Below are 21,653 nucleotides of genomic sequence, written 5' to 3'. Positions count from 1 at the left end.
GAGTGTGGTGCGGGCTTCCGCACGCTGGTTGTTATTCCTCAGGACCGGAACGCTCCGGCGCACGTGGTACTCAGAACCAGCGGCGATCCTCGCCCGGCCCTTCGACATTGCCGACGCAGCGTGCGCACAACTCCGGATGCTCCGCATCCGTGCCGACGTCGCCACGGTAGTGCCAGCAACGTACGCACTTGCTCTTGCGCGTGCGCGTCGCGAGCACGGCAATGTCTTTGGCCGCGTCATCGGCCAGCACCTCCACGTCGCCACTGATGAACAGGAACCGCAGTTCATCGGCCATCGGCACGAGCCAGTTCTGGTCCGCGGTGCTGCAACGCAGGCCGATCTCGGCTTCCAGCGCAGCACCAATTTCGCCCGCGGCGCGCATGGGCTCGAGCGTCCGGCTGACTTCCTCGCGCAACGCCAGCAGGCGGTCGAAGTCGGCCGCGGAGAGCGGTGCACCGTCCGACAATGGCGCCAGGCCGTCGTACCAGGTCGCGAACAGCACGTTGTCCTCGCGCCGGCCATCGCCGGTAACAGCAGGCAGGTACCGCCACATCTCGTCGGCGGTGAAGCTGAGGATGGGCGCGATCCAGCGCACGAAGGCTTCCGAGATCCGGTACATCGCGCTCTGCGCCGACCGACGGCCGCGCGAGTCCTCGCGCATCGTGTAGAGGCGGTCCTTGGTGACGTCCAGGTACAGCGATCCCAGATCGACGCTGCAGAAATTCGACAGCGCCTGCACGATCGCGGCGAAGTCGTAGTCCTCGTAGGCCTTGGCGATCTGCTGCTGCACCTGGAACGCGCGGTGCACGATCCAGCGGTCCAGCGCGACCATGTCGTCGAGCGGGCGCAGGTGCTGCACCGGATCGAAGCCGTTGAGGTTGGCGAGCAGGAAGCGCGCGGTGTTGCGGATGCGCCGGTATACGTCGCCGCTTCGCTTGAGGATGTTGTCGGAGACCGACATCTCGTTGCGGTAGTCGGTAGACGCGATCCACAGGCGCAGCACGTCCGCGCCCATGGCGTTGATCACCTTCTGCGGCTCGACCGTATTACCGATCGACTTGGACATCTTCTTGCCCTGTTCGTCGACGGTGAAGCCGTGCGTGAGCACCTGGCGGTACGGCGCCTTGCCGTCCATCGCCACGGCGGTGAGCAGCGAGCTGTGGAACCAACCGCGGTGCTGGTCGGAGCCCTCCAGGTACAACTCGGCCGGTTTGTGCAGGCCGTCCTGCGGACGCTGTGCGAGCACGCATTCATGGGTCACGCCCGAGTCGAACCAGACGTCGAGGATGTCGGTGACCTTGTCGTACTTCGCCGCCTCGTCGCCCAGCAGCGAAGCCGGATCGAACGAATACCAGGCGTCGACACCTTCGCGCTCGACCACGTCGGCGACGCGGCGCATCAGTTCGGACGCACGCGGATGGGGTTCCTGGGTTTCGCGATCGACGAACAGCGCGATCGGAACGCCCCAGGTGCGCTGGCGGCTGACGCACCAGTCCGGACGGCCTTCGATCATGCCGTAGATGCGTGCTTCACCCCATTCCGGGATCCACTTGACCTGGCCGATTTCGTGCAGGGCATCGCGGCGCAGGTTGGCCTGCTCCATCGAGATGAACCACTGCGGCGTGGCGCGGAACGCCACCGGCGTCTTGTGGCGCCAGCAGTGCGGATAGCTGTGTTCGAGCTTGGCGTGAGCGAGCAGGTGGCCACTGGTGCGCAGCACTTCGATGATCGCGTCGTTCGCCTTCCAGATATGCAGGCCGGCGAGCGTGAGCCCCTCGCCTGTCCCCACCTGGGCGGGCGGCGTCGACGGCAGGTACAGACCGCGCCCGTCGACCGGGTTCATCTGCGCGGCGGTGTACTTGTCGAGCAGGCCGTAGCGCTGTCCGACGACAAAGTCTTCCTGGCCATGCCCCGGCGCCGTGTGCACGACGCCGGTACCCTCGTCGGCGGTGACGTGTTCGCCCACCAGCACGGGAATGTCGCGCTCCGGATAGAACGGATGCTGCAGGTGCTGCCCTTCGAGCTCGCTGCCATTGACGTTGCCGAGCACGACGACATCGGCGACGCCATAACGAGCCAGCGCCTTCGTCGCCAGCGCTTCGGCGAGCACGAGCAGGCGGCGACGGCCGTCGGCGTAAGCCGGGCCCTCGACCAGCACGTATTCGAGGTCGGGACCGACCGTCACCGCAAGGCTTGCCGGCAACGTCCACGGCGTGGTCGTCCAGATCGGCATCGCGACATCGATGCCCTCCTCCACCGACACGCCGAACACGGACGCCAGCTTCTGCGGGTTGCGTGCGCTGTAGGCGACATCGACGGCCGGCGACACCTTGTCGGCGTATTCGATCTCCGCCTCCGCCAAAGCCGAACCGCAATCGAAGCACCAGTGCACCGGCTTGGCGCCACGCACCAGGTGGCCACGTTCGATGATCTTCGCCAGCGAACGCATGATCCCGGCTTCGGTGGCGAAGTCCATGGTGCGGTAAGGGTTTTCCCAGTCACCGAGCACGCCCAGGCGCTTGAAGTCGCGGCGCTGCAGGTCGATCTGCTCGGCGGCGTATTCACGGCACTTGGCGCGGAATGCAGCGGCGTCGAGCTTGTCGCCGACCTTGCCGAACTTCTTCTCCACCGCATGCTCGATCGGCAGGCCGTGGCAGTCCCAACCCGGCACGTAGGGCGCGTCGAAGCCGGCGAGCAGCTTCGACTTCACGATCACGTCCTTGAGGACCTTGTTGACCGCGTGGCCGATATGGATCGCACCGTTGGCGTACGGCGGGCCGTCGTGCAATACGAAACTCTTATCGCGGCCGCCGGTTTTCTCGCGAATCCGCTGGTACAGGCCCTCGCTTTCCCAGCGGGCCAGGGTTTCCGGCTCGCGCTTGGGCAGGTCGCCGCGCATCGGGAATTCCGTCGCGGGCAATTGCAGGGTGGACTTGTACCTGCTGGTGTCTGGGCTGGTTTCTTGGTCGGTCACAGCGGGGCGCTCTGGCGAAGGCTCGTCGAGGAGGCGTTGGAAAAACCGGAGGACAGGATCGCACGTGCCTGCGCTGCGTCGCGATGCATCTGTCCGGTGAGGGAATCGAGGTCGGGGAACTTCAGCTCATCGCGCAGCTTGGCGACGAATTCGACCTCGATGCGGCGGCCATACAGGTCATCCGCGAAGTCGAACAGATGCGCTTCGAGCAGAGGCTCCACGCCGGCGACCGTAGGCCGAGTGCCGAGGCTGGACACCGAAGCCCGGGGCCCGCTGCCGACGCCATGCACCCAGGTCGCGTAGATGCCGGACAGCGCGGGCATCTTGCCGGCGAAACGGATGTTGGCCGTAGGGAAGCCGAGTTCACGGCCCAGCTGCCGGCCGCGCACGACATGGCCGCCGATCGAATACGGGCGCCCCAGCAGGCGCGCGGCGCCAGCGAAATCGCCCGACTGCAGCGCGATACGGATTCGAGTGCTGGAGACGCGCTCGCCATCGAGTTCGACCGGGGCGATTTCATCGGCTGCAAAGCCGAGTTCCGTGCCCACGCGCCGCAACACGGCGATGTCGCCCGCCCGGCCCTTGCCGAAGCGGAATTCGGGGCCGACCCAGACCTCGCGCGCCGACAGGCGCTGTCGCAGCACGACGCGCGCGAAGTCCTCGGCGGCGAGGCTGCTGAGCCGACTGTTGAAACGGAGCAGGCCAACCTGATCGACACCCAGCGCCAGCAGGCGCGCCACCTTCGCGTGCGGCAACAGGAGGCGCGGGGGCGGATTGCCCTTCGCAAAGAACTCGCGCGGCAACGGTTCGAAGCTCAAGGCCACCGCAGGCACGTCCAACTCGCGCGCACGCTCGACGGTGCGGCGCACCAACGCCTGATGCCCTAGGTGCAGGCCGTCGAAGGCGCCGATGCAGACCACACTGCCGTGCGGGCAACGGGGCCCGCCTTCGACGTCGCGAAACAGCCTGCTCATGGAATCTCTGTGGGGCCCGGCGCACTCGGCCGGGCTTTCAGCCGAAGCCCGGCAGGGCCGGGCTTTTCAGATCAAATCTGCGGATCGACCGCATCACTGAAGTATAGCCGGCGTGGCCCGGTCTCAATGCTCGCGCAGATCGCGCGGGCGGAACCCGAGGGCCACCAAGGCCCCCAGGTACACCGCGCCGCCACCGCCGACCAGTGCGGCCAGGTAACCGATCCGCTCCCACTTGCCGATCACGGTGAAGTCGGGAATCCAATGCAATGCCACGAGCAGCGCAATCGCCATCGCGGCGCAGGCCAGCCCAAGTCGGGTCAAATGGCGCGTCCAGCCCGGCTGGCGCTGGTACACCCCCGCCTTGCGCAGCCAATGCCAAAGCAGCATCAGGTTGAGGTAGCTCGCCAACGCGCTGGCCAGGCCAATCGCCAGGTGCAGGCCAGGCGTGCTCGCCAGGCCCTGCATGACGTTGCCCTGCTTGTCAGCCGGGACCATAAGCACGAACAGGATCGCGAGGAACACGACGTTCAGGACCATGTTGGCGACCAGGGACGCCACGCCTGCGCGCACTGGCGTACGCGTGTCTTGGCGCGCGTAGAACGCCGGCAGCACGATCTTCACCAGGGCGAAGGCCGGCAGGCCGAAGCTGAGCCCGAACACCGACATCGCTGCCATCCGCGTGTCGAACGCGGTGAATTGCTTGTGCTGGAACAGCGTCGCGACCAGCGGCTGCGACAACAGCATCAGCCCGAGCATCGCCGGCAACGCGATCAGCAGGGTCGTGCGCAGGCCCCAGTCGAGCGCTTTGGAGAACCCTTCGTGGTCGGTATTGACGTGGTGGCGCGACAGCGTCGGCAGGATGACCGTGCCCAGTGCGATACCGAATACGCCCAGCGGCAATTCGAGGAAGCGGTCCGCCTGGGACAACCAGGTCTGCGAACCGGTGTACAGCAGCGCCGCGATCACCGTGTCGAACAGCAGGTTGATCTGCGCGATGGAAGAGCCGAACAGCGTCGGCACCATCAGCTTCATCACCTTGCGCACATCGGGATGGTTCCACCCCCACTTCGGCAGGGTCAGCAGATCCAGCCCCCGCAATGCCGGCAACTGGAACAGCAGCTGCAGGATGCCGCCCGCCAGGATGGCCCAGCCCAGCGCCGTGATCGGCACCTGCAGGTGCGGCGACAGCCAGAGGGCACCCGCGATCATGCAGAGGTTGAGGATGACCGGCGTCAGCGCTGGCATGCCGAAGCGGTGGAAACTGTTCAGCGCGCCGCCCGCGAGCGCCGTCAGCGACACGAACAGGATGAACGGGAAGGTCAGCCGCAGCAGGTCGACGGTCAGGCCAAACTTTTCCGAATGCGCCTCGCCGCCCAGGTTGAACAACCACGCGACCTGGGGGGTGAAGAGCAGGCCCAGGGCCGTCACCACCAGCAGGACGCCGCCCAGCGTGCCCGAGACCCGGGCCATGAGCTCCTTGAGGTCGGCGTGGGGCCGGGTTTCCTTGATCTCGGTGAAAACCGGCACGAAGGCGGTCGAGAACGAGCCTTCGGCGAACAGTCGGCGCATGAAGTTGGGAATGCGGAAGGCCACCCAGAAGGCGTCCGTGGCGGCATTGGCACCGAAGGTCGAGGTGATCGCGATGTCGCGGATCAGCCCCAGGACCCGGGAGACCATGGTCATGCTGCTGAACGAAAGCAGGCCCCGGATCATCTTCGGGCGGCTCATGCGCCCCTCCCCTGGGACTTTCCGGAACCGTGGATATGCAGGTTGTTGACGCAAGCTACTGAATCGCCCATAATTTTCTGTCTGATTTTCCCAAAACCCTTCAACACCAGTTTCCAGGATTCCCTGTCGTGGCCAATATCAAGTCCGCCAAGAAGCGCGCCAAGCAGACCGTCGTGCGCAATGCCCGCAACGCCGCTCAGCGTTCGATGCTCCGCACCGCCGTCAAGAAGGTCCTCAAGGCACTCGACGCCAACGACGCCGCCGGCGCCCAGGCCGCCTTCGTCGTGGCCCAGCCGATTCTCGATCGTTTCAGCTCGCGTGGCCTGATCCACAAGAACAAGGCTGCCCGTCACAAGAGCCGTCTGACCGCGCGCATCAAGGCGCTGTCGGCTGCCTGAGGCAAGCGTGCTTCGAGCAGGCGCCACGAGCGCCTGCTGAAAAAGCCCCGCCAAGAGCGGGGCTTTTTTGTTGCCGGCGAAGGCGCTATCCGCGCGGGCAGCGACGTCAGACGGCATCGTCGACGTGGCCTGTCCCGGCCTGCGCACGATAGGCCGCTTCATCAGCAGCTTCCTGCGCTGCCTGCTTGAGCTGGTCGAAGAAGCTCATGACCTCAAGCATGATCGGCCAGGTGTTCTCACGGCCAATCGCCGACACGAGGTACCAGCGATCCTTCCAACCGAGCGCGTCGATGATCGCCTGCGCCTCGGCCTGCTGCTCTTCTTCCAGCAGCAGGTCGGCCTTGTTCAACACCAGCCAACGCGGCTTCTGCAGCAGCTCGGGATCGTGCTTTTCCAGTTCGCGCTCGATCGCGCGCACCTGCTCGGCCGGACTGATGCCTTCGACGCCACCTTCCATCGGAGCGATGTCGACAAGGTGCAGCAGCAAGCGCGTGCGCTGCAGATGCTTGAGGAACTGCGTTCCCAAACCCGCGCCCTCCGCCGCGCCTTCGATCAGGCCGGGGATGTCCGCAATCACGAAGCTGCGATGCGGCTCGACGCTGACCACGCCGAGGTTCGGATACAGCGTGGTGAACGGATAGTCCGCGACCTTCGGCGTAGCCGCCGACACCGCGCGGATGAAGGTGCTCTTGCCGGCATTGGGGAAGCCCAGCAGGCCGACGTCGGCGAGCAGCTTCAGCTCCATCTTGAGCGCGCGCTCTTCCCCGGGCAGGCCGGGCAGCGCCTTGCGCGGCGAGCGGTTGATCGAGCTCTTGAAGTGCATGTTGCCCAGGCCGCCCTTGCCGCCCTTCGCAACAAGCAGGCGATCGCCGTGCCGGGTGAGGTCGCCGATCACCTCGTCGGTTTCGACGTTGGTGACCACGGTTCCGACCGGCACGGTGATGGTGAGGTCGTCGCCGGCCTTGCCGTACATCTGCCGGCCCATGCCGTTCTCGCCACGCCGGGCGCGGAACTGCTTCTGGTGGCGGAAATCGACCAGCGTGTTGAGGTTCTCGTCGGCGACCAGCCAGACGCTGCCGCCATCGCCACCATCGCCGCCATCGGGGCCGCCGAGCGGAATGAACTTCTCACGGCGGAAGCCAACGCAACCGTTGCCGCCGTCACCTGCGATGACCTGGATTTCGGCTTCGTCGACGAGTTTCATGGGAAGGAATTAGATAGGAAGGCGTGACGCTTCACAACGAAACGTATCGCATGGGCGGAGACCTGCATTCGCAGGTTCCTGAAATACAAAGCCCCGCCTGCGGCGGGGCTTCGCGGGGCTGCAGACGTCGCTCGATTACTCGGCAGCGACGACGCTGACCGTGCGGCGCTTCTTCAGGCCCTTGGTCGAGAACTCGACCTTGCCGTCGATCAGCGCGAACAGGGTGTGGTCGCGGCCGAGGCCGACGCCCGAACCCGGGTGGAAGTTGGTACCGCGCTGACGCACGATGATGTTGCCGGCCTCGATGGCCTGGCCGCCGTAGATCTTGACGCCCAGGTACTTCGGGTTGGAGTCGCGGCCGTTGCGCGAGGAACCTACGCCCTTTTTGTGTGCCATGGCTGCTTCTCCTGCTTAGCCGGCAATGCCGGTGATTTCGATTTCGGTGTAGTGCTGACGGTGACCCATCTGCTTGCGGTGGTGCTTGCGGCGACGGAACTTCACGATGCGCACCTTGTCGGCGCGGCCGTGGCCGATGACCTTGGCACTGACGGAAGCGCCCTTGAGCGCGTCGCCGAGCTTGACGGTTTCGCCGTCGCCGAGCATCAGCACGTTGTCGAGCTTGATCTCGCTGCCGGCTTCGACATCGAGCAGTTCGACGCGGAGCGTCTCGCCCTTCATTACGCGGTATTGCTTACCGCCGGTGAGTACAACTGCGTACATGACCAGATTCCTCTGTAGTTATTTTGGTCGCCTGCCGCACCCGGATCGGGCGGACAGAAGCGGAATTCTATAGGTTTCAGCGAGTTAGGGTCAACTGCCCCTCTCACCGAAAAGCTGGCACACCCTTAACGGACCCCGTGCTGTAGTCCGGCGGCCGCCAGTTGCGGTGCTTCATTCGGAGGACACCATGTTCGACCGCATCGTTGAACAGGCGGCCGGCCGGTTCGGTTTGGCCCCGGACAAGGCCAAACAGCTCCTGGGCCTGCTGATCGGGCTGATCTTCAACGCCAAGAGCGGGGGGCCGGCCGGATTCCTGCAGGCTTTCCGCAGCCAGGGCATGGGCGACATGGTCCAATCCTGGCTGGGTAGCGGCCCCAGGCAGCCCATCAGCCCAGGCCAGCTCGAAGGCGTGCTCGGCGCGGACGCCCTGGGTGGCATCGCCAGCAAGCTGGGATTGCCTCAGGCCACGGTGAGCAACGCCGCCGCGGCGATGCTGCCGGACGCGGTCAACGAGTTGAGTGATAACGGCCAGCTCCCGATGAGCCTGCCAGACCGGTTGAGCGGCTGGCTGGGGGGCTTGGGGGGCCTGGGCGCCGCCACCATGGCGGCGGGCACCCGGGCCGCGGGCGCGGGTGTGCGACAGGCCGATGCCGTGGCGCGAGGTGGCATGGGCCGCCTGCTGCCCTGGCTGGCGCTGGCTGCGCTGGTGATCGCCGGGTTCCTGGCCTTCAAGAGCTGCAAGCGTGAGGAGGTGGTCGCGCCTGCGATGACCCCGCCCGCCAAGACCGCCGCACCCACGGCGGCCATGCCGGACCTCGGTCGGGCAATGGAACGCTCCACCGAAGCGGCCGCCGCAGCGCTGGCGAAGCTAACCGCCGGCTTCACCGCCGACGATCTGGTCAAGGCACTGAACCTGATGGTGGTCCATTTCGACACCGACAGCGCCAACATCTCCGCCGACAGCCAGGACATCCTCAGCAAGGCCGCGGACGCAATCAAACGGGCGCCCGCCGGCACCCGCATCGAGATTGGCGGCCACACCGACAACACCGGCGACGCCGCCGCCAACCAGAAATTATCGGAAGCCCGCGCTGCCGCGGTGGCGAAGCGGCTGGTCGAACTCGGCGTGGGTGCCGACATGCTGACCAGCAAGGGCTATGGCCAGGACATGCCGGTAGCGGACAACAACACCGAGGAAGGCCGCGCGCAGAACCGGCGCATGGAATTCACCGTGATGAAGTGATTGCCCGGATCGCGATAGGCACGACAAAAACGGGGGCTTCGGCCCCCGTTTTTTGCTGCGGGCACCCGAACTGAACACTGCTCCCGCAGCGCACTGGGCGAGGCTGGCAATACGGCGATTTGCCCCAACCTCTTCCCCTCGCTACGCTCCCCTGTTCGCCCCCGGATTCCGACTCAATGGCGCTGGATTTCATCCGCATCCGCGGCGCGCGGACGCACAACCTCAAGAACATCGATCTCGACCTGCCCCGCGAGAAGCTGATCGTCATCACGGGCCTGTCGGGTTCAGGCAAGTCCTCGCTGGCTTTCGACACGATCTACGCCGAGGGCCAGCGCCGCTATGTCGAGTCGCTGTCGGCTTATGCGCGCCAGTTCCTCAGCGTGATGGAGAAGCCGGACGTCGACCACATCGAGGGCCTGTCGCCTGCGATCGCGATCGAGCAGAAGGCGACCTCGCACAACCCGCGCTCCACCGTCGGCACCATCACCGAGATCTACGATTACCTGCGCCTGCTGTATGCGCGCGTGGGCACGCCGCGCTGCCCCGACCACCACTATCCGCTGGAAGCACAGACGGTCAGCCAGATGGTCGACCAGGTCCTCACCCTGGATCCCGAGCAACGCTACATGCTGCTCGCCCCCGTCGTGCGCGAACGCAAGGGCGAGCACGCCCAGATATTCGAGCAGCTGCGCGCGCAGGGTTATGTGCGCGTGCGCGTCGACGGCGCCCTGTACGAAATCGATGCGGTGCCGCCACTGGCACTTCGCGTCAAGCACACGATCGAGGCGGTGATAGACCGCTTCAAGCCGCGCGAGGACATCAAACAGCGGCTGGCCGAGTCCTTCGAAACCGCGTTGAAACTCGGCGACGGCATGGCCGCCGTGCATTCGCTCGACAAACCTGAAGCCGAGCCCCTGCTGTTCTCGTCCAAGTACAGCTGCCCGGTCTGCGACTACTCGCTGCCGGAACTGGAGCCGCGCCTGTTCTCGTTCAACTCGCCGGTCGGCGCCTGCCCGACCTGCGACGGCCTGGGGGTGGCTCAGTTCTTCGATCCCGCACGCGTGGTCGTGCACCCGGAGCTTTCCCTGGGCGCGGGCGCCGTGCGTGGTTGGGATCGCCGCAACGCCTACTACTTCGCCCTGATCCAGTCGCTGGCCAAGCACTACAAGTTCAGCGTCGACACGCCATGGCAATCGCTGAGCGACCCGCAGCGCGATGCCGTGCTGTTCGGCAGCGGCGACGACCTGATCAACTTCACCTACACCAGCGAAAGCGGCACGCGCCACCAGCGCAAGCACCGCTTCGAGGGCATCGTCCCCAACCTCGAGCGCCGCTACAAGGAAACCGAATCCGCCGCGGTCCGCGAGGAACTGGCGAAGTACATCAGCGAACGATCCTGCACCGAATGCCATGGCGCCCGCCTCAACCGCGCCGCGCGCAACGTGTTCGTCGCCGACAAGCCGCTCCCGCACCTCGTCGTCCTCCCGATCGACGAGGCCCTGAACTTCTTCAGGACACTCAACCTGCCGGGCTGGCGCGGCGAGATCGCGATCAAGATCGTCAAGGAAATCGGCGACCGCCTGCGCTTCCTCGTCGACGTCGGCCTCGATTACCTCACCCTGGAACGCAAGGCCGATTCGCTTTCCGGCGGCGAGGCGCAGCGCATCCGGCTGGCCTCGCAGATTGGCGCCGGCCTCGTCGGCGTGATGTACGTGCTGGACGAACCCTCGATCGGCCTGCACCAGCGCGACAACGAGCGCCTGCTCGGCACGCTCACCCGCCTGCGCGACCTCGGCAACACCGTGATCGTGGTCGAGCACGACGAGGACGCGATCCGCCTCGCCGACTACATCGTCGACATCGGCCCGGGTGCCGGCGTGCACGGCGGCGAGATCGTCGCGCAGGGGCAACTTGCCGACGTACTGAAGGGGCCACGCTCGCTCACCGGGCAGTATCTCAGCGGCAAGAAGCGCATCGAGATTCCGGCCAAGCGGCACAAGCCCGACGCGAAGACCACGTTCCACCTGCATGGCGCCAGCGGCAACAACCTGAAGGATGTCGACCTCGCGATCCCGGCGAGCCTGTTCACGTGCGTCACGGGCGTATCCGGTTCGGGCAAGTCGACGCTGATCAACGACACCCTGTTCGCGCTTGCCGCCAACGAACTGAACGGCGCCTCGCACACGCCGGCAGCGCATCGTTCGCACGAAAACCTCGACCTGTGGGACAAGGTCGTCGACATCGACCAGTCGCCGATCGGCCGCACCCCGCGCTCCAACCCGGCGACCTACACCGGTCTGTTCACCCCGCTGCGCGAGTTGTTCGCACAGGTACCCGAAGCGCGGGCGCGCGGCTATTCGCCGGGCCGTTTCAGCTTCAACGTGCGCGGCGGGCGCTGCGAGGCGTGCCAGGGCGACGGCCTGATCAAGGTCGAGATGCACTTCCTCCCTGACGTGTACGTGCCCTGCGACGTATGCGGCGGCAAGCGCTACAACCGCGAAACGCTGGAAGTCCTTTACAAGGGCTACAACATCAACGACGTGCTCGAGATGACCGTCGAGGACGCGCTGAACCTGTTCGAGGCGATCCCGTCGATATCGCGCAAGCTCGAAACCCTGATGGACGTCGGCCTGAGCTACATCAAGCTGGGGCAGTCGGCGACCACGCTGTCCGGCGGCGAAGCCCAGCGCGTGAAATTGTCGAAGGAACTCTCGCGCCGCGACACCGGGCGCACGCTCTACATCCTCGACGAGCCAACCACCGGCCTGCATTTCCACGACATCGAGCATCTGCTCGCGGTGCTGCACCGCCTGCGCGACGATGGCAACACGGTGGTGGTGATCGAACACAACCTCGACGTGATCAAGACCGCCGACTGGGTGATCGACCTCGGCCCCGAGGGCGGCCATCGCGGTGGCACCATCCTCGCGACCGGCACGCCGGAGGAGATCGCGAAGCTGCCGCATTCGCATACCGGCCGCTTCCTCGCCCCGCTGCTGGGCATCACTCCCGGCGAATCCACGCGCAAGGCGAAGCCGCAGAAAAAGAAGTCCGCCGCATGAACGACGACAGCAGGCCCGTATTGTTCCGCATGCCGGTTGCGTTGCGCTGGCGCGACCTGGATGCGTTCAACCACGTCAACAATTCCAATTTCCTCACTTACCTCGAAGAGGCGCGCATCCGCTGGTTCGCCAGCTGGAATGGCGAGTGGGTGAATGATGTGATGGCGCCCCTGTTGGCGGCGGTGCAGTTGAATTACCGGATGCCGATCCCCTATCCGTCCGACGTGGTCGTCGAACTCCTCACCGATCGCATTGGCGGCAGCAGCGTGACCATCGGCCACCGGATCAAGTCCGAGGACGGTGCGACGCTCTATTGCGACGGCCACGTGGTCGTGGTGTGGATCGATCGCGCCAGCGGCCGCCCCATTGCCTTGCCCGACACCGTGCGTGCCGCAATGACTTGACGTGGGCGCCGGGGCCCAGCGCCGCGGCGTCAGGGCTTGCGCACTTCCAGTTCACCGCGCAGGACGCGACCGTCCTTCAGCGCGAATTCGACAGCGACACGGCTGCCCTCTTTCAACCCGGTACGCGGCTGCATCAGCATCAGGTGCATGCCGCCCGGCTTCAATACCGCCGCCCCATCAGGCCCGATGCGCAGCTCGGACAGCTCGCGCATGCGGCTGACGCCATCCACGATGCGCGTCTCGTGCAGTGATGCATCGCCAAACGCGGGACTGCTCACGCCGGTGATCGTCACCGGACTCGGGCAGTGATTCTCGATGCGGCCGAAGCCGGCCATCATCGGCATCTTCACCGGCGCCAGCCGGACCCAACCATCACGCACCTGCGGGAGGCACTCGCGCGCGCACGCGGGGAGGACGGCGGCAAGGCCGAGCGCCAGGGTGCTGGCTAGAAGCAGGTTCATGCGCCTATGCATGCGCCTATGATAGCGGCTGTTTGCAGGATGACTTCACGCATGGCCATCGAAACCATCCGCCACGACGGCGACATCGTCGAGATCCGCCTCGCCCGTCCGCCCGTGAACGCGCTCGACCCCGACCTGTGCCGCGCTTTGCAGCGTGCGGTCTCCGAGTCCGTTGCGCAGGGGGCACAGGGACTGGTCCTCTCCGGTAACCCGAAGGTGTTCTCCGCCGGGCTCGACGTGCCACACCTTGTGTCGTTGGGCGACAACCGCACTGCCTTGATGACGGACTGGGGTGCGTTCTTCGACGCCGCGCGCGCAGTGGCGAATTCGCCCGTGCCCGTGGTGGCTGCGCTCACGGGCCATGCGCCTGCCGGCGGCTGTGTGCTCGCGCTGTGCTGCGACTACCGCGTGATGGCGAAGTCCGATGATCCGGCGCGCCCGTTCCGCATTGGCCTCAATGAGACCCAGGTGGGCCTGGTCGCACCCGGCGGCATCCAGCAGCTGATGGCACGCACCGTCGGCAAGCATCGCGCCGGCGTATTGCTTGCTACCGGCGAACTGGTGGACGCCGAACGCGCGCTGGCCCTCGGCCTCGTGGACGAACTCGCCGACGGCGAGCAGGTGGTCGCACGCTCCGTCGCCTGGTTGCAGTCACTGCTCAAGCTCCCGCGCCAACCGGTGCTCACGACACGTGCCATCTCCCGCGCCGATCTCGTCGCGGCAATGTCGGCCGAGAGCATCCAGCTCGCGCGCTTCATCGATGCATGGTCGGAACCGGACACCCAGGCGGGATTGAAGGCGCTCGTCGCGCGGCTTGGAAAGTAGCGGCGGCGAATGCCGGGCTGCATGCCCGGCACCGCTGCATCACCCCTGCGCCACCGGTCGCGACGGATCCTCGATCCAGCCGCTCCACGAGCCGGTGTAAAGCTTCGCGCCACCCAACCCCGCACGCTCCATCGCCAGCAGGTGATGGCATGCAGTGACCCCGGATCCACACATCATGATGGCCTGCTGCGGCGAGCGTCCGTCCAGCGCGGCCCGGAACTCGGCAGCCAGCTGCACCGGGGTCTTGAAGCGGCCTTCATGCAGGTTCTCCGCATACGGACGACTGACTGCTCCCGGCACATGGCCGTGCACGCGGTCCATGAAGTCGTTTTCGCCGCGGAAGCGATCCGCGGGCCGCGCATCCACCAGCAGCCCGCCCTCCGCGAGCCGCGCCTGCACCTGGGACGCATCGAGCAGCCGCGCCCCGTCGAACTGGGCCGTATAAGTCGTGGGCCGACGCCGGACGAGGTCCGAATTGAGCGGCAGGCGCATGCCTTCCCAGCGCTTGAACCCGCCATCGAGGACGGCGACCTTCTCGTGCCCGAGTGCCCGCATCAGGAACCAGAAACGCGCAGCCATCGCGCCATCGGCATCGTCGTAGGCGACGACCTGGTGGTGCGGCAGGATGCCCCACCGCCCCAGCTTCGCGGTGAACGTGGCGGCGTCGGGCCAAGGGTGGCGGCCATTGCCCTGCCCCCGGCGCGCCATGTCTGACAGATCACGCTCCAGGTGCGCATACACCGCGCCGGGGAGGTGCGAATGCTCGTAAGCGAACTCGCCGGCCCCGGGACTGGATGAAGAAAAGCGGCAATCGACGATGACCAGGTCGGGACGCTCCAAGGCAATTGCCAGGGTCTCCGCGGGCACCAGCGTGTTCCAGCCCATCTAGAATCCTCCTCAGTGGATGCCGGGATTTTAGGCGTCCCGTAACCTGCCTCTACGCGCTCACTGGACGGCAGCGGCCAGGCGCTCGCGCAGGTTTACCACGATCGCGGCGGTCACGCCCCAGATGCGTTGGCCCGGATAGCTGAACTCCCACACCTGGCGCGCACGGCCGCGATGCTCCAGCGACAGGCTGGCCAGGTTGGCCGGATCGAGAAGGAACGCGAGTGGCACTTCGAATACCTCCGCCACTTCGTTCGCATCGGGCCGGGCGACGTAGTCGTTGGCGATGGTTGCCACCACGGGCAGCACGCGGAAGCCGGTAATGGTGGTGAAGGCGTCGAGGTAGCCCAGCGGCGTGATCAGCGAGGCCGGGATGCCAACTTCCTCGAAGGTTTCGCGCGTCGCCGCCGCCACGGCGTCCGCATCGTCCGCCTCCAGGCGCCCTCCGGGGAAACTTACCTGCCCCGCGTGGTTGCGCAAGGCATCCGTGCGACGCGTGAGCAGCACCTGCATGCCTTCCTCGCGCCGGATCAGGCCGACCAGCACGGCCGCCTCGACCAAGGCACGCCCTTCCGGCAGCAGGTCGATGATTTCCGCATGGTTCCAACCCTCGCCCGCCGGCGCGTCCGTCAGCGGATGCAGGGCTGCGGCGATGCGGTCGATCGGAAACATGCCTTCGCTCACCCGCGTTGCGACTCGCGCTGGGGCAATACGGCTTCCATCAGGTGCAGGCGCTCGTCGTCGTTCATCTGTGTCCAACGGGCGATTTCCATGCCGGTGCGGTGGCAGCCGGTGCACAGACCATCGTCGCCCAGGAAACAGACGCCGACGCAGGGACTTAGCACGGCGCGAAAGTTGGTCGTCATTGCTGCGATTTTACGGTTTCGTGGGCCCCAAAAGCATTGCGCCGGCATGAGCCGGCGCAATGCGTTCACATCAGTGTGTCCACATCGGGACCAGTCGTGGGCGCCATGCGCACCACGACGCAATGATCACTTGACGCTGACCAGCTTGATTTCGAACTGCACCGCGACGTTCGGCGGGAAGCGGGTGTTCGGGTCTGCGCCCATGTACTTGTCGGCGGGCAGCGTGACTTCCCACTTCGAGCCAGCCGGCATCTGCTGCAGCACTTCACGCATCGCGGCCACTTCGATCTCGCTGAGCTTGATGCCGGGGACCTGGCCGGCCGGACGCGCCGGATTCGGGCGTTCGCCGAACGGATACGGACCCGCGACTTCGAGCTGCACGGTGCTGGCCATGGTCGGCTTGGCGCCGGTACCGGTTTCCATGACGCGGTATTGCACGCCACTCGGCAGGCTCTTCACGCCGGCCTTGGACTTGTTCGCGGCGACGAAGCTGTCGCTCTTGGCCTTGTTGGTGGCGGCGGCCTTGTCCCACTCGGCCTTGGCCTTCTCCGCCTGGCGCTTCTGCATGTTCTGCACGGCGGTGCGGAGCTGGTCGACCGGAACCGACGGCTGCTTCTTGGCGACGCCGTCCTGCAGGCCCTTGATGATGGCGTTGACGTCGACCTGCTCGCCGCTCTCGACGGCATTGCGGCCCAGGTCATAGCCCAGCGCGTAGCTCAGCTTGCCCTTTTCGGTAGAAGTATCCTGCGCGACAGCATTGCCGGCGAGGAGCAGGGCCGCTACGGCGGCAGCGATCAGACGCAACTTCATTCGATGAAACCTCAATTATGAAAAGAAGGCGGCATGTGCCGCCCGGCAACTGATGCGCTCTGCCGCCGCACCGATAACCAGGCTGGTTGACCGGAAGAGCGCGCTAGGATAACGGCGACAGGGCTTAACCGCCACTGACACCATCCACTGACCTCCCTGCCGGCCCGGAGTTCCGCGCCGGCACAAAATTCCCAGGCCGACATGTCGCAAAACACCCATTCAACCGCCCCCGCGCCCCCCGTCAGCACCGCCGACCATGGCGCCATCCGCGTCATCACGGTCAACCGGCCGGACAAGCTGAACGCGCTCAACGGAGCCACCCTGGATGCCCTCCATGTCGCCTTCGACGCCGCTGCGGGCGACCCGGCCGTGCGCGTGGTGGTCCTGACCGGCGCGGGGCCGAAGGCCTTCGTCGCCGGCGCCGATATCGCCGAGATGAACCTGCTCACGCCGGTGCAGGGCCGTGACTTCTCCCTGCGCGGCACCCGCATGATGCGAAGGGTCGAACGCACGCCCAAGCCGGTGATCGCCATGGTCAACGGCTTCGCCCTCGGCGGCGGCCTGGAACTGGCGATGTGCTGCCACCTGCGAATCGCAGCGGACACCGCGAAGGTCGGCCAGCCGGAGATCAACCTCGGCCTGATTCCCGGCTTCGGCGGCACCCAGCGCCTGCTGCGCCTGGCCGGACGGGCGGCCACGCTGGAACTCTGCCTCACCGGCGCGCCGATCGATGCGGCTCGGGCGTGGCAGCTGGGGATCGTGAATCGCGTGGTGGCGGCTGCGGATCTCGAAGCCGAGACCATGAAGCTGGCCGAGCAGCTGGCCAACGCGGCGCCGCTTGCCCTGCGCGGCATGATCGACTGCATCAACATCGGCGGCGAGTGCGGCATCGAGGAAGGTCTCGAATACGAGTCCGCGCAGTTCGGCCTCATGTTCGCCACGCAGGACATGCGCGAAGGCACCGCGGCTTTCCTTGAACGCCGCAAGCCCGCGTTCAAGGGCGAATGATCCGGATCGCCTGAGCTGCCGCCTCCCATGACTTCGCCCTGTCCCATCTGCGGCTGCAACGAGCGCCGCAGCGTGGTCGCGCATGCGATCGCCGCTGCGGTGGCGGAAGACGATCTCGATCGCGCCATCGAACTCGGCCTGCTGGAGGTCGCGCCCTGCGAACACTGTGACGCTGCCTGCAGCGCCCGCGTAATGGCCGCGCGCGATGAACGACTGGCAGCGCTCGGCGCGCGCGAGCGCTATCGCGCACGCCAGGCACGCCTGCAACGCCGCGCGCAGGAGCGTGTGGCGGCACGTGCGACGCCTGCACCAGCAGCGACGAATACCGCGGAAGCAGTCTCCAGCCTGCCCTCCGCGGCCGCGGCCGCTCTCGCACGTGCCAGGGCGCGTGCGGCGGAGCGCCGCAAACCATGAGTCCCGCAGTGAAGAAACAAACAAAGAAGGCCTCGACCACCAAAGCAAGGAAGGCCGCGCGCAATCCGCAGCGCCTGTCGCCTGCGGAGATCGAAGAGATGTTCTCTCGGCTGGCCGAGTTGAACCCCACGCCGACCACCGAACTCGAATACTCCACTCCCTACGAACTGCTCGTGGCCGTCACCCTCTCGGCGCAGGCGACCGATGTCGGCGTGAACAAGGCGACGCGCAAACTGTTCCCGATCGCCAACACGCCCAGGCAGATGGCCGCGCTCGGCGTGGAGGGCCTGAAGCCATACATCGCCACCATCGGCCTGTTCAACACCAAGGCCGCCAATGTCGTGGCGATGGCGCATCAGCTGCTCGAACGGCACGCAGGCGAAGTGCCGCGCGATCGCTCGGCCCTGGAGGCGCTACCCGGCGTGGGCCGCAAGACGGCGAATGTCGTGCTCAACACGGCCTTCGGCGAACCCACCATCGCCGTCGACACCCATATCTTCCGCGTCGCCAACCGCACCGGCCTGGCGCCGGGCAAGGACGTGCGCGCGGTGGAAGCAGGGCTCGAGAAAGTCATACCCGTGCATTACCTGCAGGACGCGCATCACTGGCTGATCCTGCACGGCCGTTACGTATGCAAGGCGCGCAAGCCGGATTGCCCGCATTGTGCGATCCGCGATCTGTGCCGGTTTCCGGACAAGACACCGGGTGAACCGGTTCCCGCAATTCGCTGAGCAGACATACATGAAGCTGCAACACGAGCTGCGTCCGCATTGCAGCGCGCACCGTAGTGCTGGCCATCGTCATCGGACAGTCATCGCTGCGAAATAAGTCAGCGCTGTCACATTTACGCAATCTTTACTACTTAGCCTGCGCGGGTCCTCTCCAACCCGCCCTAAGGGCTAATCCCATGAAACTGTCCCGCAGTACCCTTTCCGTTGCCCTGCTGGCCGCACTATTCGCGCCCGCTGCCCATGCCGAAATCGCGCTCGACGTCATCGGCGGCTCGGAAATCTCGTTCGAAGGCCTGGTCCAGGCCGAAGGCAACTGGTACGACAACGACATCGTCGATCTCAACTCGGCAGGCACCGGCGGCACGGCGGCCAGCGCCGGCGCCAACGGCGGCGACAGCGAATTCGCCATCCGCCGCGCGGAAATCATCCTCAAGGGCAAGGGCCCGGGCAATTTCGAGTGGACCCTCGGCTACGATCCTAGCGCGCAGAAGTCGGTCGCGGTGGTCAACGAATCCAATAACGGTGCCACCAACGTCACTTCGACCGTGAACTCCGGCGGCAAGTGGCTCGACGTCAACGCCAAGTACAAGATCGGCGGCAATGCCAACCATTACGTGCAGGTGGGCCAGTACAAGCAGCCCAACAGCTTGGAAGAATTGTCGAGCACCCGCTTCAACGACTTCATCTCCAAGGCCGCGGTGACCAACACCTACGCCGTGGCGCGCCGTACCGGCGTCGCCTACAGCTACGGCGACGTCAACTGGAGCGTCACTGGCGCCTATTTCGGCCGCGAGCTGACCCGCAACCTCGGACAGGGCCAGGGCTTCGGCCTGCGCGGCACCTGGGCGCCGATCAACGAAACCGGCAACATCCTGCACGTCGGCCTGGCTTACGTTGACTACGACACCGACGCCGACACCTTCCGCCTGCGCTCGCGTCCGGATGCCGACCTGGCCACCCAGCGCCTCGTCGACAGCGGCGACATCAGGGACACCGACCGCATCGGCATCGGCAGCGCGGAAGGCCTCTGGGTGCATGGCCCGTTCAAGGTGCAGGGTGAGTACTACCAGGCCAACCTCAAGCGCTATGGCACCGGCCACAGCGACTACAAGTCCGACGGCGGCTACATCAGCGGCGTCTGGAACGTCACCGGCGAAACCTGGGGCTACAAGGCCGGCGTTCCGGTCACCAACCTGCCGGAAGATCCGGGTGCCGGCATGTGGCAGCTGGGCCTGCGCTACGACACCCTCGACCTCAACGATGGCAGCGGCAATCCCACCACGGGTGCGGTCGCCGGCGTGCTGGGCGGCAAGCAGAACATCTGGACCGCAGGCGTGAACTGGTACTGGCGCTCCAATTTCAAGTTCGCCCTGAACTACGTCATGGTCGACACCACCAAGTGGTCGACCGCGGCCCGCGGCGAAGTCGACGACAACCCGAACATCATCGAAGGCCGCGTCCAGTTCTACTGGTAAGCCTGAAGACTCCTCTCCCTCTTCAGGGGCGCGGTGAAAACCGCGCCCCTTTTTTTGCCTGCGCGTGGCTGAACGACAGGCAGGCAAAGCCCGCGATGTCATCCAACTGAAATATTTGTGACCTGCTGCTGTCATCGAACCGTTATGGAATGCACGCGGAACGGGCCATGCCCGTCGTTTCTCTCCAGGAGCCTATCCGTGTTCAAGTCCCTCAAGTTCCGTGTCGCCGCGCTGGCGGTTGCCACTACGTTTGCAGCAGCCAATGCGTTCGCCGCCGACGTCACCGGCGCCGGCGCTTCGTTCGTCTACCCGATCATGTCGAAGTGGTCGGCCGAGTACGCCAAGACCACCGGCAAGAAGGTCAACTACCAGTCGATCGGCTCGGGTGGCGGTATCGCCCAGATCAAGGCCGCGACGGTGGATTTCGGTTCCTCCGATGCCCCGCTCAAGCCGGAAGAGCTGGCCAAGTTCGGCCTGGCCCAGTTCCCGTCCGTCATCGGCGGCGTGGTGCCGGTGATCAACGTCCCGGGCGTGGCCTCGGGTGCGCTGAAGCTCGACGGCCCGACGCTCGCGGACATCTTCCTCGGCAAGGTCGCCAAGTGGAACGATCCGGCGATCGTCGCGCTCAACAGCGGCGTGCAGCTGCCCGACACCAAGATCACCGTCGTGCATCGCTCGGACGGTTCGGGTACGACTTTCAACTTCGTCAACTTCCTGTCCAAGGTCAGCCCGGAGTGGCAGACCAAGGTCGGTGAAGGCACGGCGGTGAAGTGGCCGACCGGCATCGGCGGCAAGGGCAACGAGGGCGTCGCCGCCTACGTGAAGCAGATCAAGGGTGGCATCGGCTACGTCGAACTGTCCTACGCGCTGCAGAACAAGATGGCCTACTCGCGCATGAAGAACGCCGCCGGCAACTTCGTGCTGCCCTCCGACGACAGCTTCGGCGCCGCTGCAGCCAACGCCGACTGGGCGAATGCCAAGGATTTCTACCTGGTGATGACCAATGCCCCGGGCGAGAAGTCCTGGCCGATCACCGCGACCAACTTCATCCTGATGTACAAGCAGCCGAAAAACGCCACCGGCGCCAAGAACGCCAAGGACTTCTTCACCTGGGCCTATGCCAACGGCGACACCCAGGCCAAAGCGCTGGACTACGTGCCGCTGCCGGACGCGCTGGTCAAGCAGATCGAGGCCTACTGGGCCCAGAACCTGAAGTTCTGAGTTCCCAGCTGAATGTGGATACGAAGAGGCGGGCCCTTCCGGGCCCGCCTTTTTCTTGACACCCCAAAAAGAGCTCAACCCTTGCGGCGGCGCGCTGGACGAAGTCGGCCGCCGGGCGCTATGGCCGCGATGTCATGCCCCTGTAACAAAAACATCATTTCATGGCGGCACCCGCTGGCCCTCCCGGCCGCCCCGCCTGAATCGCGCCATGAAAACCCTGCCAGCAGCCGCGCGGTGCCAATCGGCCCCC

General features: G+C 65.9%; 18 protein-coding genes and 2 pseudogenes. 10 read left to right on the top strand and 10 right to left on the bottom strand.

Going from position 1 to position 21,653, the window contains the following annotated elements:
- Positions 1 to 70: 70 nt before the first annotated feature.
- The 3 genes from ileS to murJ form a co-directional block, all read right to left on the bottom strand.
- Positions 71 to 2,899 (bottom strand): isoleucine--tRNA ligase, encoded by a 2,829-nt coding sequence (ileS, locus tag ACXJJ9_RS11500; protein WP_457097498.1) that lies wholly within the window; start codon positions 2,897 to 2,899, stop codon positions 71 to 73.
- A gap of 71 nt (positions 2,900 to 2,970) precedes the next feature.
- Positions 2,971 to 3,948 (bottom strand): bifunctional riboflavin kinase/FAD synthetase, encoded by a 978-nt coding sequence (locus ACXJJ9_RS11495; RefSeq protein WP_457097304.1) that lies wholly within the window; start codon positions 3,946 to 3,948, stop codon positions 2,971 to 2,973.
- Between the two features lie 123 nt (positions 3,949 to 4,071).
- Positions 4,072 to 5,661: a murein biosynthesis integral membrane protein MurJ gene (gene murJ / locus ACXJJ9_RS11490; RefSeq protein ID WP_457097497.1), complete on the bottom strand. Its 1,590-nt coding sequence runs from the start codon at positions 5,659 to 5,661 to the stop codon at positions 4,072 to 4,074.
- Between the two features lie 143 nt (positions 5,662 to 5,804).
- On the opposite strand from murJ, the gene rpsT reads away from it, so the two are divergent.
- The gene (gene rpsT, locus ACXJJ9_RS11485) at positions 5,805 to 6,074 is read left to right on the top strand and encodes a 30S ribosomal protein S20 (protein WP_187711742.1); all 270 of its coding nucleotides are present in this window, start codon (positions 5,805 to 5,807) and stop codon (positions 6,072 to 6,074) included.
- Positions 6,075 to 6,180: 106 nt separating this feature from the next.
- Here rpsT and obgE read toward each other — a convergent pair whose 3' ends face one another.
- From obgE to rplU, 3 genes are all read right to left on the bottom strand, one after another.
- Positions 6,181 to 7,278 carry a GTPase ObgE gene (gene obgE / locus ACXJJ9_RS11480; protein WP_457097303.1) on the bottom strand — a complete coding sequence of 366 codons (1,098 nt, stop codon included), beginning with the start codon at positions 7,276 to 7,278 and terminating at the stop codon, positions 6,181 to 6,183.
- Between the two features lie 135 nt (positions 7,279 to 7,413).
- Entirely contained in the window at positions 7,414 to 7,674 is a 261-nt protein-coding gene (gene rpmA, locus ACXJJ9_RS11475) for a 50S ribosomal protein L27 (protein ID WP_310053372.1), read from the bottom strand.
- Positions 7,675 to 7,689: 15 nt separating this feature from the next.
- On the bottom strand, positions 7,690 to 7,998 hold the full coding sequence (rplU, locus tag ACXJJ9_RS11470; RefSeq protein ID WP_386748936.1) for a 50S ribosomal protein L21: 309 nt from the start codon (positions 7,996 to 7,998) through the stop codon (positions 7,690 to 7,692).
- Between the two features lie 187 nt (positions 7,999 to 8,185).
- Here rplU and ACXJJ9_RS11465 point away from each other — a divergent pair, with 187 nt between their 5' ends.
- From ACXJJ9_RS11465 to ACXJJ9_RS11455, 3 genes and pseudogenes are all read left to right on the top strand, one after another.
- On the top strand, positions 8,186 to 9,241 hold the full coding sequence (locus ACXJJ9_RS11465; RefSeq protein ID WP_457097302.1) for an OmpA family protein: 1,056 nt from the start codon (positions 8,186 to 8,188) through the stop codon (positions 9,239 to 9,241).
- 176 nt (positions 9,242 to 9,417) lie between these two features.
- Positions 9,418 to 12,279 (top strand): annotated as a pseudogene (gene uvrA / locus ACXJJ9_RS11460) (excinuclease ABC subunit UvrA); the annotation flags it as partial.
- 20 nt (positions 12,280 to 12,299) lie between these two features.
- The gene (locus tag ACXJJ9_RS11455) at positions 12,300 to 12,707 is read left to right on the top strand and encodes an acyl-CoA thioesterase (RefSeq protein ID WP_457097301.1); all 408 of its coding nucleotides are present in this window, start codon (positions 12,300 to 12,302) and stop codon (positions 12,705 to 12,707) included.
- A 29-nt stretch (positions 12,708 to 12,736) separates the two neighbouring features.
- On the opposite strand, the gene ACXJJ9_RS11450 is transcribed toward ACXJJ9_RS11455, so the two are convergent.
- Entirely contained in the window at positions 12,737 to 13,168 is a 432-nt protein-coding gene (locus ACXJJ9_RS11450) for a copper chaperone PCu(A)C (RefSeq protein ID WP_457097300.1), read from the bottom strand.
- A 51-nt stretch (positions 13,169 to 13,219) separates the two neighbouring features.
- Between ACXJJ9_RS11450 and ACXJJ9_RS11445 the strand changes: the two genes are divergently transcribed.
- Entirely contained in the window at positions 13,220 to 13,993 is a 774-nt protein-coding gene (locus ACXJJ9_RS11445) for an enoyl-CoA hydratase/isomerase family protein (protein WP_457097299.1), read from the top strand.
- Between the two features lie 39 nt (positions 13,994 to 14,032).
- On the opposite strand, the gene ACXJJ9_RS11440 is transcribed toward ACXJJ9_RS11445, so the two are convergent.
- The 3 genes and pseudogenes from ACXJJ9_RS11440 to ACXJJ9_RS11430 form a co-directional block, all read right to left on the bottom strand.
- The gene (locus tag ACXJJ9_RS11440; protein WP_457097298.1) at positions 14,033 to 14,878 is read right to left on the bottom strand and encodes a sulfurtransferase; all 846 of its coding nucleotides are present in this window, start codon (positions 14,876 to 14,878) and stop codon (positions 14,033 to 14,035) included.
- A gap of 60 nt (positions 14,879 to 14,938) precedes the next feature.
- A pseudogene (locus ACXJJ9_RS11435) lies at positions 14,939 to 15,744 on the bottom strand (CoA pyrophosphatase).
- 126 nt (positions 15,745 to 15,870) lie between these two features.
- A complete protein-coding gene (locus ACXJJ9_RS11430) occupies positions 15,871 to 16,554 on the bottom strand; it encodes an FKBP-type peptidyl-prolyl cis-trans isomerase N-terminal domain-containing protein (RefSeq protein WP_457097297.1) in 684 nt (227 codons plus the stop codon).
- A 201-nt stretch (positions 16,555 to 16,755) separates the two neighbouring features.
- On the opposite strand from ACXJJ9_RS11430, the gene ACXJJ9_RS11425 reads away from it, so the two are divergent.
- The 5 genes from ACXJJ9_RS11425 to pstS all read left to right on the top strand — a co-directional run bounded on the left by ACXJJ9_RS11425 (position 16,756) and on the right by pstS (position 21,403).
- Positions 16,756 to 17,562: an enoyl-CoA hydratase/isomerase family protein gene (locus ACXJJ9_RS11425; RefSeq protein ID WP_457097296.1), complete on the top strand. Its 807-nt coding sequence runs from the start codon at positions 16,756 to 16,758 to the stop codon at positions 17,560 to 17,562.
- Positions 17,563 to 17,589: 27 nt separating this feature from the next.
- Positions 17,590 to 17,976: a hypothetical protein gene (locus ACXJJ9_RS11420; protein WP_457097295.1), complete on the top strand. Its 387-nt coding sequence runs from the start codon at positions 17,590 to 17,592 to the stop codon at positions 17,974 to 17,976.
- Between the two features lie 98 nt (positions 17,977 to 18,074).
- Positions 18,075 to 18,707 carry an endonuclease III gene (gene nth, locus ACXJJ9_RS11415; protein WP_457097496.1) on the top strand — a complete coding sequence of 211 codons (633 nt, stop codon included), beginning with the start codon at positions 18,075 to 18,077 and terminating at the stop codon, positions 18,705 to 18,707.
- Between the two features lie 176 nt (positions 18,708 to 18,883).
- Entirely contained in the window at positions 18,884 to 20,182 is a 1,299-nt protein-coding gene (locus ACXJJ9_RS11410; protein WP_457097294.1) for an OprO/OprP family phosphate-selective porin, read from the top strand.
- Between the two features lie 144 nt (positions 20,183 to 20,326).
- The gene (gene pstS, locus ACXJJ9_RS11405) at positions 20,327 to 21,403 is read left to right on the top strand and encodes a phosphate ABC transporter substrate-binding protein PstS (RefSeq protein WP_457097293.1); all 1,077 of its coding nucleotides are present in this window, start codon (positions 20,327 to 20,329) and stop codon (positions 21,401 to 21,403) included.
- The last annotated feature ends 250 nt before the right edge of the window (positions 21,404 to 21,653 follow it).

This window comes from Lysobacter sp. P5_B9, assembly GCF_054049835.1.
This window is presented reverse-complemented; position numbering and strand designations above follow the sequence as displayed.

Bases quoted from the DNA above. Each gene is read 5' to 3' on its own strand.
- ACXJJ9_RS11440 (WP_457097298.1), bottom strand. From the start codon at position 14,878: ATGGGCTGGAACACGCTGGTGCCCGCGGAGACCCTGGCAATTGCCTTG.
- ACXJJ9_RS11420 (WP_457097295.1), top strand. From the start codon at position 17,590: ATGACTTCGCCCTGTCCCATCTGCGGCTGCAACGAGCGCCGCAGCGTG.
- pstS (WP_457097293.1), top strand. From the start codon at position 20,327: ATGGAATGCACGCGGAACGGGCCATGCCCGTCGTTTCTCTCCAGGAGC.
- ACXJJ9_RS11445 (WP_457097299.1), top strand. From the start codon at position 13,220: ATGGCCATCGAAACCATCCGCCACGACGGCGACATCGTCGAGATCCGC.
- obgE (WP_457097303.1), bottom strand. From the start codon at position 7,278: ATGAAACTCGTCGACGAAGCCGAAATCCAGGTCATCGCAGGTGACGGC.
- ACXJJ9_RS11425 (WP_457097296.1), top strand. From the start codon at position 16,756: ATGTCGCAAAACACCCATTCAACCGCCCCCGCGCCCCCCGTCAGCACC.
- ACXJJ9_RS11430 (WP_457097297.1), bottom strand. From the start codon at position 16,554: ATGAAGTTGCGTCTGATCGCTGCCGCCGTAGCGGCCCTGCTCCTCGCC.
- ileS (WP_457097498.1), bottom strand. From the start codon at position 2,899: ATGCGCGGCGACCTGCCCAAGCGCGAGCCGGAAACCCTGGCCCGCTGG.
- ACXJJ9_RS11450 (WP_457097300.1), bottom strand. From the start codon at position 13,168: ATGAACCTGCTTCTAGCCAGCACCCTGGCGCTCGGCCTTGCCGCCGTC.
- murJ (WP_457097497.1), bottom strand. From the start codon at position 5,661: ATGATCCGGGGCCTGCTTTCGTTCAGCAGCATGACCATGGTCTCCCGG.
- nth (WP_457097496.1), top strand. From the start codon at position 18,075: ATGTTCTCTCGGCTGGCCGAGTTGAACCCCACGCCGACCACCGAACTC.
- ACXJJ9_RS11455 (WP_457097301.1), top strand. From the start codon at position 12,300: ATGAACGACGACAGCAGGCCCGTATTGTTCCGCATGCCGGTTGCGTTG.
- rpmA (WP_310053372.1), bottom strand. From the start codon at position 7,674: ATGGCACACAAAAAGGGCGTAGGTTCCTCGCGCAACGGCCGCGACTCC.
- ACXJJ9_RS11495 (WP_457097304.1), bottom strand. From the start codon at position 3,948: ATGAGCAGGCTGTTTCGCGACGTCGAAGGCGGGCCCCGTTGCCCGCAC.
- ACXJJ9_RS11465 (WP_457097302.1), top strand. From the start codon at position 8,186: ATGTTCGACCGCATCGTTGAACAGGCGGCCGGCCGGTTCGGTTTGGCC.
- rplU (WP_386748936.1), bottom strand. From the start codon at position 7,998: ATGTACGCAGTTGTACTCACCGGCGGTAAGCAATACCGCGTAATGAAG.
- ACXJJ9_RS11410 (WP_457097294.1), top strand. From the start codon at position 18,884: ATGAAACTGTCCCGCAGTACCCTTTCCGTTGCCCTGCTGGCCGCACTA.